At 64.6% G+C, this 13,146-nt stretch carries 8 protein-coding genes and 10 pseudogenes; 6 read left to right on the forward strand and 12 right to left on the reverse strand.

All coding sequences use genetic code 11. The features are described from left to right. Nucleotides 1–46: 46 nt before the first annotated feature. Nucleotides 47–481 carry an SRPBCC family protein gene (locus FQ389_RS01265; RefSeq protein ID WP_144205845.1) on the reverse strand — a complete coding sequence of 145 codons (435 nt, stop codon included), beginning with the start codon at nucleotides 479–481 and terminating at the stop codon, nucleotides 47–49. A gap of 329 nt (nucleotides 482–810) precedes the next feature. On the opposite strand from FQ389_RS01265, the pseudogene FQ389_RS01270 reads away from it, so the two are divergent. Continuing rightward, nucleotides 811–944 (forward strand): annotated as a pseudogene (locus tag FQ389_RS01270) (heme-binding protein); the annotation flags it as partial. 385 nt (nucleotides 945–1,329) lie between these two features. Here the strand turns inward: FQ389_RS01270 and FQ389_RS01275 are convergent. Both FQ389_RS01275 and FQ389_RS18565 read right to left on the reverse strand, forming a co-directional pair. Beyond that, nucleotides 1,330–2,310 carry a glycosyltransferase gene (locus FQ389_RS01275; protein ID WP_260860350.1) on the reverse strand — a complete coding sequence of 327 codons (981 nt, stop codon included), beginning with the start codon at nucleotides 2,308–2,310 and terminating at the stop codon, nucleotides 1,330–1,332. Between the two features lie 324 nt (nucleotides 2,311–2,634). After that, nucleotides 2,635–2,757, reverse strand: a complete 123-nt coding sequence (locus FQ389_RS18565) for a hypothetical protein (RefSeq protein ID WP_260860352.1) — start codon at nucleotides 2,755–2,757, stop codon at nucleotides 2,635–2,637. A gap of 118 nt (nucleotides 2,758–2,875) precedes the next feature. On the opposite strand from FQ389_RS18565, the pseudogene FQ389_RS01285 reads away from it, so the two are divergent. Further along, a pseudogene (locus FQ389_RS01285) lies at nucleotides 2,876–3,467 on the forward strand (chemotaxis protein CheB). On the opposite strand, the pseudogene FQ389_RS01290 reads toward FQ389_RS01285, so the two are convergent. From FQ389_RS01290 to FQ389_RS01300, 3 pseudogenes are all read right to left on the reverse strand, one after another. Further along, nucleotides 3,464–5,178: pseudogene (locus FQ389_RS01290) on the reverse strand (CheR family methyltransferase). The pseudogenes FQ389_RS01285 and FQ389_RS01290 overlap by 4 nt on opposite strands. A 105-nt stretch (nucleotides 5,179–5,283) precedes the next feature. Continuing rightward, nucleotides 5,284–5,394: pseudogene (locus tag FQ389_RS18570) on the reverse strand (sulfate transporter); the annotation flags it as partial. A gap of 10 nt (nucleotides 5,395–5,404) precedes the next feature. After that, nucleotides 5,405–5,904 (reverse strand): annotated as a pseudogene (locus FQ389_RS01300) (chemotaxis protein CheB); the annotation flags it as partial. A 140-nt stretch (nucleotides 5,905–6,044) separates the two neighbouring features. On the opposite strand from FQ389_RS01300, the pseudogene FQ389_RS01305 reads away from it, so the two are divergent. After that, nucleotides 6,045–6,302, forward strand: a pseudogene (locus FQ389_RS01305) (DUF7218 family protein). Between the two features lies 1 nt (nucleotide 6,303). Here the strand turns inward: FQ389_RS01305 and FQ389_RS01310 are convergent. Next, nucleotides 6,304–6,869: pseudogene (locus tag FQ389_RS01310) on the reverse strand (hypothetical protein). 428 nt (nucleotides 6,870–7,297) lie between these two features. Here FQ389_RS01310 and FQ389_RS01315 point away from each other — a divergent pair. Then, nucleotides 7,298–7,581: pseudogene (locus tag FQ389_RS01315) on the forward strand (acyl-CoA dehydrogenase); the annotation flags it as partial. Nucleotides 7,582–8,104: 523 nt separating this feature from the next. Here FQ389_RS01315 and FQ389_RS18575 read toward each other — a convergent pair. Both FQ389_RS18575 and mbp1 read right to left on the reverse strand, forming a co-directional pair. Further along, nucleotides 8,105–8,194, reverse strand: a complete 90-nt coding sequence (locus FQ389_RS18575) for a DUF3349 domain-containing protein (protein ID WP_260860353.1) — start codon at nucleotides 8,192–8,194, stop codon at nucleotides 8,105–8,107. 380 nt (nucleotides 8,195–8,574) lie between these two features. After that, nucleotides 8,575–8,811, reverse strand: a complete 237-nt coding sequence (gene mbp1 / locus FQ389_RS01325) for a microaggregate-binding protein 1 (protein ID WP_144205847.1) — start codon at nucleotides 8,809–8,811, stop codon at nucleotides 8,575–8,577. 694 nt (nucleotides 8,812–9,505) lie between these two features. Between mbp1 and FQ389_RS01330 the strand changes: the two are divergent. Both FQ389_RS01330 and FQ389_RS01335 read left to right on the forward strand, forming a co-directional pair. Continuing rightward, a pseudogene (locus FQ389_RS01330) lies at nucleotides 9,506–10,091 on the forward strand (thiamine pyrophosphate-binding protein); the annotation flags it as partial. A 171-nt stretch (nucleotides 10,092–10,262) separates the two neighbouring features. Continuing rightward, the gene (locus FQ389_RS01335) at nucleotides 10,263–11,234 is read left to right on the forward strand and encodes an aldo/keto reductase (RefSeq protein ID WP_144205905.1); all 972 of its coding nucleotides are present in this window, start codon (nucleotides 10,263–10,265) and stop codon (nucleotides 11,232–11,234) included. Here the strand turns inward: FQ389_RS01335 and FQ389_RS01340 are convergent. From FQ389_RS01340 to FQ389_RS01355, 3 genes and pseudogenes are all read right to left on the reverse strand, one after another. Next, a pseudogene (locus FQ389_RS01340) lies at nucleotides 11,228–11,995 on the reverse strand (SDR family oxidoreductase). The gene FQ389_RS01335 and the pseudogene FQ389_RS01340 sit on opposite strands and share 7 nt — an antisense overlap. 240 nt (nucleotides 11,996–12,235) lie before the next feature. Beyond that, a complete protein-coding gene (locus tag FQ389_RS01350) occupies nucleotides 12,236–12,766 on the reverse strand; it encodes a GGDEF domain-containing protein (RefSeq protein WP_144205848.1) in 531 nt (176 codons plus the stop codon). A 21-nt stretch (nucleotides 12,767–12,787) separates the two neighbouring features. Then, nucleotides 12,788–13,081 (reverse strand): hypothetical protein, encoded by a 294-nt coding sequence (locus FQ389_RS01355; protein ID WP_144205849.1) that lies wholly within the window; start codon nucleotides 13,079–13,081, stop codon nucleotides 12,788–12,790. Nucleotides 13,082–13,146: the final 65 nt, after the last annotated feature.

Genomic DNA, 13,146 nt, shown 5'->3' on the forward strand with positions numbered 1-13,146 from the left:
AGGGCCAACCTGAGTCAAAGACACTGCGCCACAGCAAATCTCGTTGCTACTTCTCCAGCGCATTCGCGCACGCGTTGAGAATCGCCAGGAAACTCGGGCGCAACAGCCGGCGGGTCACCATCTCCAGCGGCTTACCCCCGGCCGCCACGGGGTGGGTGTAATTGGTCACCCAGTCGACGCGCGTACCGTCGCCCGCGGCGGTGAACGTCAGTGTGCCGCCCTGGTGATTGAACGGTGGGATCGAGCGCACAATCAGGTAGCTGTACTTGTGCGGACGCTCGTATTCCGTGAGCTCCTCGCGGAACCAGGTGCCGGCCCCGATCACCTCCCGGATCGCGCCCCGGCCCGGACCCGTGGTGCCCTTTGCCCATTTCGCCTTGGTCACCAGCGGAGCGGCGGCGAGGTTGGCCGGGTCGGCCAACCAGTCGAAAACCTGCTCCACCGGCGCTACGATCGTCCGTTCTAAGTGAATTTCGACCATGAGAGCTCCTAATATGTGGAGTAACTGCATCGGCTCATGCACATGCTAGACTGCGGCGGCCTCGGCACGGCCGGACGCATGCCTCGGCAACCCCCAGCATCTTTGCGCTGAATGTCTTAATCGCAGAAGTTGCCGGTCAAGAGGGCAGCAATGAGCATCAAAGAGAGTTTGCTAATACCTGCCTCAGCTAGTAACGGTTCGATAACGACACGCTATGACGTCCTGATGAGGCGGTCGCCGCACGAACCGCACCCCGATCCAGGTCGTTAGCTGCCACCAAACTCCGGGTCGCCGCGGTGCGCGCCTTCGCTACCTTAGGTTTTGGGCATCGCGGCTACTTCACCGCGCACCCGCAGGAGTACTACGCGGCATCCTTGCACCGATCGGCGAGACCGAGCGTCAGTGCATTGTGTCTGCGCTGCCGGGGAATCTGAAATCGGCTTACCACGAGTTCATGGCCGGGGCTAGCATGCTGACCGGCAGCGGCCTTGCGCAACACGTCCGCACCGATGCTCACGACATCGAAACGCGCCGAGTTCACTTGCAGCATGCAGGGCATGCCACGGGCGGCCAGCACCGGATGGTCCAGCTCGGCAAAGGGATTCGCTGTCATCGTCAACGAGCCCGCGCGCGGCTGGATCACCAGTACGTCGTCGGCTCCCGGGATTTCGCAGTTGACCCGACCCTGCATCAGCACGTCGTCGGATGTCATCGCGGGCGCGGTGCAGCGCCGGTGCTTGACGGCCGATCCCCGACCAATACCCGTGATTCACCAGCCGGGCTCGCGCACCGGTCACGGTGTGACCTCTTCCATCGCCTTACCCGCTAAGCGTTCCAAGCTGAGTTTCTCATAAATCGCCAGCGAGTCCAGCGCAATCCGGTCCCAGGTATACCGCGACAATGCCCGGTTTCGGCTGGCCGCCCCCTGCCGCTGCACCGAAAGCGCTCCACTGCAAGCGTTCTCTGTGCCACGTCAACTCCTTGGGGTCGTCCGCGGACAGCACCAGGGCGGTAACTTCGGTGACCACGAGATCGGCCAGTGCGCCGACGGGTGGATCCACGACCGCCACTCCGCTGGCCATGGCCTGCAAGACCGGCGCGGCCCTGGGAGGCCGTCGCAGCGTGCAGACCAGAATGTCGGCGGTCCGAATCAGCGACGGCAACTCGTGATCGAAGGCGCGGAGGAACCGGACCCGCTCGGCCACACCCAATCCGCCGGCGAGTCGCTCGAGTGTGGCCCGCGCCTGACTATTGCGACGGTTGTCGGGCTCGGTTTCCGCGATCAGCTCCGACGATCCGACCCGCGGCAACGCTGCGAAGGCGATGTCGAAGCCGTTGGTCCACAGCGGGTTTGGCGCGACGCACAGCAACTGAAGCGGGCCGTTGCGGTGGGCAGCCCGGCCCACCGGGGTGTATCGCTCATCGTCGACGCCGCCGCTGAGCACCGACACCCGCGCTCGACTATGCAGCAATCGGGTCAGCGCCTCGAGTTCGGCCGTGCTTTCGACGGTGACCCAGTCGGCGTGGCGCGCCAACAGCGGCTCGATGCGCTCGTGCGCCGAGTAGTCCGCCCGATCCTCAGTTGATTTCGACAGCGCGACCAGGCTTTCGAAAGTCTGGACGGTCGGCCGGCCTTGCCGCCGGGCGGCCAGCTGGGCCGCCAGGCCACCCAGCCGTAAGCATGCACGATGTCGAGCCGGTCGGCCGCCCCACCGACGTTGAAGGGCCGCCGCCCAGTCACCGACGAAGGGCAAGGTGTCCGCAGCAGATCGGGCCGCAGCCGGACCGACGCGGGCCGCGCTGACGTAGTAGCCCGCTCCTCGTGTCAAGCGCAGGGGTCGCTGCCTGAAATAGCAGGTCACGTCGTTCCGTCGCGCGGCGAGCGCGAAACAGCTGCGCTGACTCGTTACCGCCGACGTCGTCGCCGGTAACGAGCGCGATCTTCACGACCAAGTCCTTCCGTAGCCGGTCCGCACTCCCGTCGAGCTACCCACGCAAGCCAGCGCCCGCGACCTCCGACAATACCCGCCCTGTCAGGGACCCAAACTCGAGACGCGCGTGCCATTTCGCTTGTTGTCGCAATGCTTCGCATCTTGGCTACAGCCGGCGATCTTCGACCGCTACCAGGAGCGTTGGAGGGCACTGAACGCATGTCAACCGAGCCGCACCACCCGGGCGTTGAACTGGTGGTCCTGCTGGCGTCGGCAGGCGATTTGGAGGCGGTCCTGGGCGATCTGCCGGAGGACTTCAGTGCGGCCGTCGTGGTGCAACAGCACTGGGCGGAAAATCCAGGTGTTGTTTATAATTTTACACCGATCGACGCCACATCAGGTGCGCTGAGCGCGCGACGGCGAGATCGTAGAACCGGGCACGGTGCTCGTGTGCCCGCCGGACATGCATCTGGAATTGACGCCGGACCGTTCCTGCCACCTGCACAGGATGGGGTCGCTTACCGAGTACCGCTTCGACGTGCTGTTGGCATCGGTGGCCAACTCGTATGGGCCCCGGGCGCTGGCTGTGGTGTTGTCGGGGGCCGGCCGGGACGGGGCAGAAGGAGTAAGCGATGAAGCGGGCCGACGGGGTCGTGATCGCGCAAAGCTCGGCTACCGCCGGCTACCCGTCAATGCCGATTGCGGCCGCCAAGGCCGGTGCGGATCTGATCCTGCAGGTGCATGACATCGGCGGCGTTTTGGCCAGCATTGCCCAGGGTGCACCGCTACCCAGCTTGTCGGAGGGGACCGTGGGCGCCGATGGCCTCTTTGCGGTGCCACGAATGGACCGCTCGCCGGCAGGGGAGGAGCCGATGGAGATCAGCGAAGCGGCTGACTCACACCGCGACGGTCGGTGCCAAACGTCCCCGAATCGATCGATCGACAGCGCGACCGGCCGCGCCGAGGCCGCCCGGCGGCGCGTGGACGAACTCCGGTGCAGACGACAAGACCTGGCCGCGGGGCTTGGAGCGACGGCGCAGACGGTGGCTAGCTAGCCCAACACCTCCATCAGCAGCAGGGCCCCGCCGACAGCGCCCTCGGTGGCGCGAAATGACGTGCAGCTGACCCGTATCCGAGCGGGACGACCCCGCCTATTTGACCGCGTCCACTACCGTTTCACCGGCGCTGTCCGGATCCACGAACGCGTTACCGATTAGCGGCCGCACTGCTTCCAGCGGCAGCCCGATGTCCAGCGACGTCAAACTGGCCCCGACCGTCTCGTCGGCCCGCAGTCCCCAGAGCTCCTCGCAGCTGCGGTTCCACACCACGACTTTCATCTCCCGATCGACCACGACCATTCCCAACCGAATCGAGCTGGTCAGCGCGTCCAGGGAAGCCTATCGGGCCGTCGAGTTCCAGGCTGCGCTCCCGCAACGTGTGGTTGATGGTGTGCAATTCGTCATTGGTCGACTGCAGTTCCTCGTTGGTGGTTTCGAGTTCCTCGTTGGTGGACTACAATTCCTCGTAGGCCGCTTCGAGCTGACGATTGGTCTGGACGACCTTGTCGAGTAAGGCGCGGGTGGCGCTTACGTAGAATGAAGACGACCGATACCCCCAGCAGTCCATTGTCGGTGTCGACGAGAGGGTTGACGTGGATCTCGAACCACACTGTTTTGATGCCGGGCCGTTGCCATTGGACATCCGGGATTCGCGCCGCCCGACGCTCCACCTTTGCCTGCTCGATATAAGCGCGCAGCTCGACCGGGCGATAGGAAACCTCCAGATCCCAGAGCAACCGGCCAATATCACGAGCTGAGAGTCCGAAGATGTTCCCCGCCTGCTGGTTGATCATCGCGACGGTGTCTTCGCCGGTGACCACGATCTGCGCCACCGGGCTGGAGTGAAAAGCTAACTCTCGCACCGTGCTCAGCCCCGACGAATCCTCGCTGCGGTCATAAAAGGCCGCTGCCGGATCGTATCGATCGACACCGGCATGGGTGCCGAGCGCCTTGCGGAAGATCCGGTTCTTAAAGTTCAGCGGGGTGAACCGGTCGCTGTGACTCAGCAACATCTCGGCGTGCCCAAGAAACAGCGTGCCGTGCGGTGCGAGTGCAAAATGCAGACGCTCCAGCACGTTTCGCTGGGTCTCCGCATTCATGTACATCAGGGTGTTCCGGCACACCAACAGGTCGACGCGCGATATCGGTGCATCTTTGACGAGATCGTTGCGGCCGAAAATGACCGCATGGCGAAGACTTTTGTGAAAGATGTAGCGGCCGTTGGCATTTTCGAAATAGCGCGCCAGTAGGTCCAGCGGTACCGATTCGACGGCTTTGGCATCGTAGGACGCGGCGCGCTTCGGTCAACGCTTCCCCGTCGATGTCGGTCGCATAGATTTTGACCCGCTGGCGGAATGCCTCGGGACCTAGGGCCTCGGCCAGCAACATGGCCAGCGTGTACGCTTCCTGGACCGGAAGCACAGCCGGCACTCCATACCCGGATCGAGTCGTTGGGCCCCCGCTCGGCCAGCATCCGCAGGATGACCTAGTCCCTCACGAAATCCCAGGCTTCCGGGTCCCGGAAGAACGCGGTTACGTTGATCAGGATGGTGTTGAACAGCGCCGCGAATCCATCAGAGCTGGCCTGCAACATGTCGAGGTATTCCTCATACGAAGTGCATTCCGCGTGCTACATTCAATGACGGACCCGACGCATAAACGACGTGCGTTTGTAGCCGGTGAAGTCGAAACCACAAGAATCTCGCATATAGAGCAACAACTACTCAAAGGACTCGTCGGTGGTGTCGTTCATCAAAATCCCGTCGACGATCGGCCGGATCAACGGAGGAGGACTTGCACATTACTCGGCAGATTAGAGCGGGTTCTCCTGACCAACCACCGCCCAGACTGTCTTGCCGGACGACGTCGGAGTGCTACCCCACGCGCGACACAGGGCGGAGACGAGGGACAGGCCCGACAACATTTCGGTGCCGCTACCCGATTCCAGCCGGAAATTTGCCTCTCCCAGCGTGATTAGAGCGCCACTGCAGTGTGATTAGAGCACCACTGCAGTCCGGACAGATGTACCCCGACGGAGGACCCAGGGTCCTGGGTGTCGAAGTCCATGGCGAACCGCTCCGTCATCGCTATTCGGTTCTCCAGCTCCATGGTGGGATCAGGGTCCAAGATCGGCTCCTTGATGTCACGCCGCGCCAACTCCCTGAGCATTTCGCCGACGTCGCCCGCGGCCGCCTGCAGGTCCAGCACCCCGGGCGTGTTTCGCGTTCGCCGGCAGGGAAGGAAAGAGCGCGTCGACGAGCGACTGACCGATTGTGGTCCCGCCGCGCGACCGAATCGCGGCCAGCCCCGATACGCCGTCGTCGAGCACACCCGAGAGGAGTACCCCGACCGCCCGCGGTCCGAATGCCACCGCCACTGAACGAAACAACGCGTTGATCGCGAGCCGATGCCCGTTCTCGGTGGGCCCCTGGGACGCCGCCCAGGTTGATGCCGGTCGCCTGTGTCACCGCTGTTGACTACCCGCAACACGAGCGGGTAACCCCGGGCGTTTATCAGAGCCCGTGCCGGGCCACCCGACGTCAGCAGTTACTCAGCACGCGAAGAGGAGCACTCATGCCGAACTCATCGATCAAGAATGAAAAGCTGTACCAGGATCTGCGTAAGCAGGGCGATTCGAAGGAGAAGGCCGCGCGGATCTCGAATGCGGCGGCCAGGCGGGGCAAATAGTCGGTTTCCCTTGATGGCGGCAAGTCGGGTTCGTACAGCGACTGGACGGTGCCCGAATTGAAGAAGCGTGCCAAAGAGCTTGGCATGTCTGGGTATTCGGGACTCACCAAGGACAAGCTGGTCGCAAAATTGCGCAACCACTGAATCACGCTGTGAAACCGAGCCATTCGGCAAGGACCAAGAACGCCATCGCGTAGTCGTTGTCGGCGGTCTGTGACCTGATATGGTCCCATCGCGAATCGCCCGGACGGCGGGCGGCGGCTTCGCGAAATCGAAGTTATGTTCGTTGCGGGAGCACAGTTCTGGACGAGCACCATGGTGGGCGGGAGCACCGGCATCGCAATCGCCAGCACATCGCGCTGCTCGGCACGCCGCAACGTTGTTGCATCCACCCCGTACGCCGTTGAGCCGGTGCAATATGTCCACGACCGCGTCGCGCAGCGTGCCTTGAACAACCAATCCTCCGGCGGACTCTCAATATCGAACCCAGTGCTCCGCAACGTCTCGCTGGGGGCAGCAACGTCGGACTCGGCAACCACGAGATCGACGTCATGGCTGGGTTCGGGCGCACCGTAGGCGCCCATAACGCATGGCTGCCGGCCAACGTGAAACGAGGGCGCCCTGTTTGAGAGCCGATGCGGCTTCCCGGAGCGCCTCCCGCAGCGACGCGCCACATTCGGGCGGCTGCGTCGACGCCTCGGTGGGTGCCATGGTGGGTCAGACATACCCGGCCGGCGGGGTCGGCAACCGGAACGATCGTTCTCATCTCTTTAACGGGCAGACGATTGGGCAGTTGACTGATGCTTGGGGTGGTCCGCATCTGCAACTGGCAGGACTACTTCCCCGACGTCACCCGCCGGTATCTGCGGGCCTATGAGTCCGGTCGCCGGGACGGCACGAGCACGATCACATCCACGGCGCGAACATGGGTTTCACTGCCCGCACCTACTGGCGGGCGGCGGCTTTCGGGCACTGCCGTCGGGTGAGGACGTCGACCTCGTCAAGCGGTTCGAGGCCGCGGGCTACTCCATCCACCGTGACACCTACTTGTCGGTCATCACGTCGGCGCGAACCCAGGGACGGGCCACGCGCGGCTTTGCGCAGTACCTCGCGGACTTGGGCAGATCGGCGACGGGTGACTGCGCGCGACAGCCGGCCTAATACAGCACTGGCTCGACTCGGGGCGACTCGAACTGCCGCTGCCCGCGTCGGGACGCACGCTGGAGCGTTGGCAGCGGCAGAAGGAACTGGCCGAGAAAGACATCGCGGCGGCCCGCATCGCTGAAGCCCACGTCGACGCCGTCGATACTGCACGAACTGGGTGGCAAGCCCGCCCGAGCTGGGCCAATTATGGGGAGTGTGGGCCCCCGAAGCCCCGGAGGCGGTGCTGAACGCCACCGAGATCAACGGCGCTGTCACGCTCGTCGCCTATTACCTGCAACCCGACACCCTGGCGAAGACGTTGGACCGCGAATTAACCCGGTTGGCTCCGGGCGCGAATGTGCTTGCCGCACATTGGCTTCACCCGGTGGCCGACTACCCAATTACCGGAGACCAGGCCAACGCCATCATCGCGCGAACGCCAGGACTGACGTCGTTGGGCCGCTACCAGGACGCCGACGTCATCGTTGAGGTGTTCGACACCGATGACCGCCGGTCGGTGGCGGCGCGCGAAGAGGTACCCGGGGCCCGGTAGCGACAGAGGATGCCGGACAGCCCAGACGTTTAGCGACCTTCAACATTCTGCATGGGCGCACAACATTCTGCATGGGCGCACAACATTCTGCATGGGCGCACCGTGGGCGACGGGTCGATCCCGACCGTCTCGCCGATTGCCGGCCACCAGTTGTGCGCCGCCGTCACCGAGGCAGATGTGATGCCGATTTCGGATCATCGGCCCTTGGTGGTCGAGCTCCGACGTGCTTGAGGACACCGCAACCGTCGGTTCAGTCGAGCAAGGCCAGTCGGCGCCGAACCCGGTCGATGTCGTCGGGCAGCGGCATCTCGTCGGTGACCCGGGTGATTTCGACGCCCACACTCAACCCGGTTCACGATGCGCCGGCTCGTCGTGCAGAGTCGGCGTGCGATCGCCGTGACTTCGTCCTCCGACGCCCGCGCCGCGGCAACAATGCCAGCACCGGTGCGTATCCGACCGCGGGTGCGGCGGCCGGATACCGGAGGCGCAGGAAAACCACGACACCCGATACACACCTGCTCACCTTCATCGCGCCCTCCACAGGACCCGTCGCGGCCTGACAGCCACGTGGGCACCGCCAGGAAATAACCGCGCGTGGGCTGTTGAAACATCGGGGAAACATCGGCCCGGGACATCCGGGAGGTCGCGACGAGTTTCGGCGCTGTGGAGACCAAGCAGGCCCGGCCCCGCGGGGCCGGGCCTGCTTTCGGGCCGATCGGACTACTGGTTCGCCCGTTGCCGCTCTTCGGCGGCTCTTGCGCCGGCGTGCGCCGATTCGGCTTCGGCTTCCTTCTTGCCCGCGTCGCGCTGGGCGTCGGCCTTGTCCTGCTGCACCTGGCCCTCCTCGACGAGGTCGTCACGACCGGCGATCGTTCCGCCGACCTCTTTGACCTTGCCTTTGACGCCCTCGACGGCGCCCTTCACGGCTTCCTGCGGGCCGCTCTTGTCGTCTCCCATGGAGCTACCTTTCTTTCGCTGCTGTTACGTCGGCCTCTCGCACTGCCGGAACGACCAAATCGATCGCTCTTCAGGGGCTTCCCCCGACCCGGCGAGTCAAACACCTGTGCTTGATACGTTCGGGTTTCGGCCTCTATCACGAGATAACTTCTGCCACAACGCTATTGCGTTGTTCTTCAGCCGTCCCGGCTGCGCGCCTCGGCGCCCCGTTTGTCCGCTGTCGAATTCGTCGTCGGCGGACGGTCTGCCTACCTCCCTCTGCCTTCTCGGCATTTTCGCGTTACCGATCATCGTGACGCCTTCTCACCGTGTGGCGGATAACCTCCGCCGCGCAGGGCACCGACCAGATGCACGGCGTTGCGGGCGGCGTACCCGTTGACCTACCGAGCAAACGCCCTTCGACCGCACCGGGCGGGACTGGTTGGTTGACCCTCCGAGTCCAAGCCGGTTCTCTAACGCCCACTCACAGGTTTCCAACACGCTTAATGGGCACCTTTGGGGGTACTTCGTGACGCGTGGGAAGTGTGGACGCTGACACGCTTGTGTGTGTGCCGCTTGCCGCTACGGCGGGGCTACTCGGCTATTGCCGGCACAGCGGCTTCCCGCTTCCGCCGTCCGCGGAGTCAAACCTGCGGAGCCCCCGCTGGCGGCGTTCGGGGTTCATCCCGACAGTTCGAGAGAGGATGACGAGTGTCTCGCCGCGTGGGGACGGACAGACAACCAACCGAAATTCATTCAGTCGCGAATTCATTCAGTCGCGCCACGAAGAGATGAGCGCGTTCGAGGAGGTCGGTTACGCCAAGTTCACGAGTCGGGTTGGGGTATGTGTGGGCACGTCGGGCCCGGGTGCAATCCATCTGCTCAACGGACTCTACGACGCCATACTCGACCACGTCCCGGTAATGGCGATCGTCGGACAGACCAACCGCAGCACCATGGGCGGCTCCTATCAGCAGGAGGTCGACCTGATGAGCCTGTTCAAGGACGTCGCCAGCGATTACATCCAATTGGTCACTGTCCCAGAGCAACTGCCCAATGTTCTGGATCGCGCCATCCGGATAGCGATGACGCAGCGAGCTCCGACCGCGCTGATCTCCCGCCGATGTCCAGGAACTGCCGTACTCATCGCCCACCCACGCCTTCAAAATGGTTCCGTCCAACCAGGGCATCGAGTACCCGGCGATTTCCCCGACGATGCCGCGATCAGCCGCCCACTGAGCCCACTGGCCGACGCCAGCAATGGCAATCACCACGATGGATCTGGCGCGCCCAAGGGCCTGAAGGTGAGGTTTGTGCGGGCGGCGGCGACCAAGGCCAACGTGGTCATAGACCTCCACGTGGTTAGCCTCGGCACCACCGATGCCAGCGCGCCCCGTCAGCATCGTCAACTACATCCTAAACAAGATTCCGGACTGACCATCCGACCGCGTCCACCCCAGTACGGTGGACACATGAAATATGTCGACGTCGACGGAGTGGGACGGGTCAGCCGGATCGGGTTGGGCACCTGGCAGTTCGGCTCGCGCGAGTGGGGTTACGGGGAGGACTACGCCGCTGGCCCCGCCCGGCAGATCGTGCAGCGGGCCCTGGCGCTGGGCGTCACGTTGTTCGACACTGCCGAGGTCTACGGGCTGGGCAAAAGCGAACGGATCCTCGGCGAGGCGCTCAGCGATCGGCGCAGCGAGGTCGTGGTTGCCAGCAAGATCTTCCCGTTCGCACCGTTTCCCGCGGTGATCAAGCAGCGCGAGCGGGCCAGCGCGCAGCGACTGCAGCTCGACCGCATTCCGCTCTACCAGATCCACCAGCCCAATCCGCTGGTGCCCGATTCGGTGATCATGCCGGGCATGCGCGACCTGCTCGACAACGGCGACATCGGCGCCGCCGGCGTCTCGAACTATTCGCTGGCACGGTGGCAGAAGGCCGACGCCGCGCTGGGCCGGCCGGTCATCAGCAACCAGGTGCACTTCTCGCTGGCTTTCCCCAAGGCGCTGAAGAACCTGGTGCCGTTCGCCGAGCGGGAGAACCGAATCGTGATCGCCTACAGCCCCCTGGAACAGGGGCTGCTCGGCGGCAAGTACGGCGTTGACAACCGTCCCGGCGGTATCCGCGCGATCAACTCACTGTTCGGCACCGAAAACCTGCGCCGCCTCGAGGCGCTGCTGCAGCTGCTGCGCGACGTCGCCAACGAAGTCGACGCCCAGCCCGCACAGGTGGCGCTGGCCTGGCTGATCAGTTATCCGGGCGTGGTCGCCATCCCCGGCGCGTCCAGCGTCGAGCAGCTCGAATTCAACGTCGCGGCCGCTGACATCGAGTTGCCGACAAAGTCTCGGGACGCGCTGACCGAGACGGCGCTGGCGTTCCGGCCGGTGTCACCGGTCCGCTTCGTGACCGACCTGGCGCGAGAGAAGCTCGCCGGTCACTGAGCCGGGGCGAGAACGGCGGCGCTGGCGGGTCCTCCCCGGGCGACCACCATGATGCACATCGGGGTGGACGCATTGGTGCGCAGGATCATGTGCACCACCTCGATCAGGTCTTCGACTGGCATCAACTTGCCCGGCATGCAGCCACGCTGCACCCAGAGCGGGTAGGCCTGCATCGTCAGATCCGTATACCAGCCGGCGTTCATCCCCGTCGCCCCATCACCCTCACCGTCCGGGCACTCCCCGACGATCAGGTTGGTAAAGCCGATGTCGAGGTGTTCGGCTCGCCACGCCCCGACGAGTCGTTTCAAAGTGGCCTTGCTCACACCGTAGGCGCGGAGGCCGAGCCAGGATAGTTAGTACGAACCGGCGTCGCTGGACAGATAGATCACCTTGCCCGTCGACGCCGTCAGGTGCGGCAACGCGGCAGCCGTCACCAGAGACGCGCCGATGACATTGGTGTCGAAAGATTCCGGCGCCCAGGTGTCGGCATCGGTGTCGACCATGCGCACCAGCGGGCTTATGGCGGGCGTGTAGACCACGTTGTCGATGCCGTCCAGCGCTTCGTCGGCCCCGGTCTATGGACGATCGCAGCGACGCCGCGTCGGTGATGTCGCAGGCAACGGCAACCGCATCCGGCCCCGCCTCCTTGGCGGCGCTTTCGAGACGCTCGAGGTTCCGGGCGAGAAGCGCTACGCTTTCCCCGCGCTGGCCGAGTCCCATACCGATGCAACGCCCGAGACACTCGATGCACCGACAACCACTGTCCTTGACATATTTGCCCTCTCTTGTAACGAGCCCGCTGCGGCACAGCGTATCCAGCACGGGTTCGGCATGTCACTGCCGGGCAGTTCACGCCCGACTTGCCCGCCGCAAGGACCGCTCGACCGAGAATCGGGTCACGGCATCCCGGCCACCCAATTTCTGTTGGTAAATCGCTTCGTCGGCACGCGCGGTGACCGAGGAGACCGGCTCGCCGGGCAGCGCGATGGTCGCGCCGACGCTCAGGGTTGCGTGGATCGCGTGCCCCCGACGTCGATGGGTTCGGCGGCGCGACCGCGTATCTTCTCGGCGATGCGGGCGACCTCGTCATTCCCGCGGACACCGGGCAGCAGGACCAGGATTTCTTCGCCCCCGGTCCGCCCAACGGTGTCGTCCCGTCGGACGCATTCGCGGATCCAGGAGGCGAGTGTGGCCAGTACGACGTCGCCGACGCCATGTCCCCCGGTGTCGTTGATGTCTTTGAAGTGGTCGACGTCGCAGAACAGGATGCCGACATAGGTTCCGGAGGGTCGCGGTTCCTGCAGAGCGGCCTCGAGACGCCTTATGGTCTCGGCCCGGTTGGCCAGGCCGGTCAAGGTGGCGAACCGGGCCATTCGTTCCAGCCGCCGCTCGGCTTCGACCTGATCATCGGCGACGCGCAGCGCCGCGATCACTCCATCGGTTTTGCCGTCGGCGTCGACGTAGGGTTTCGCCTGCCCGTCGACCCAGCGGTACCCCGCGTCGACGGAAAGGATCCGGAATCGCTGGATCACCGCCTCGCCCTGCGCGACGCGCTACAGCGCCGCCTCGACCGTGTCGCGGTCCTCGGAATGGATGCGCTCGCTGAAGCCGGAGTTCAGCCGGCGCTGCGGCGGGCCACCCAGCGCGGCGGCGACCGATGGCGAAACCCAGGCGGCGTCGCGGCCGTGCAGGTGCACGATGACGTCCACGGCGTTGTCGGCCAGAATCCAATACCGCATCTCGGCGTCCGCGCGCAGCTTGCTGACCAGCTCCTTGTCGATGAGCAGCTGTTGTTCACGCTGGCTCAAGTAGAACGAGATCGCCCCGACGACCAGCGTTCCCACCACGATCGACAGGCTTCATTCGGCGTGGTCGCCGTGCAGGCCGATGTTGAGAAAGGTCAGCCTGGACA

The sequence above is a fragment of the Mycobacterium tilburgii genome (assembly GCF_902168065.1).
Lineage (GTDB): Bacteria > Actinomycetota > Actinomycetes > Mycobacteriales > Mycobacteriaceae > Mycobacterium > Mycobacterium tilburgii.

Coding starts and splice junctions, on each gene's coding strand:
- FQ389_RS01265 (WP_144205845.1), bottom strand. CDS start 481: ATGGTCGAAATTCACTTAGAACGGACGATCGTAGCGCCGGTGGAGCAG.
- mbp1 (WP_144205847.1), bottom strand. CDS start 8,811: ATGGGAGACGACAAGAGCGGCCCGCAGGAAGCCGTGAAGGGCGCCGTC.
- FQ389_RS01335 (WP_144205905.1), top strand. CDS start 10,263: ATGAAATATGTCGACGTCGACGGAGTGGGACGGGTCAGCCGGATCGGG.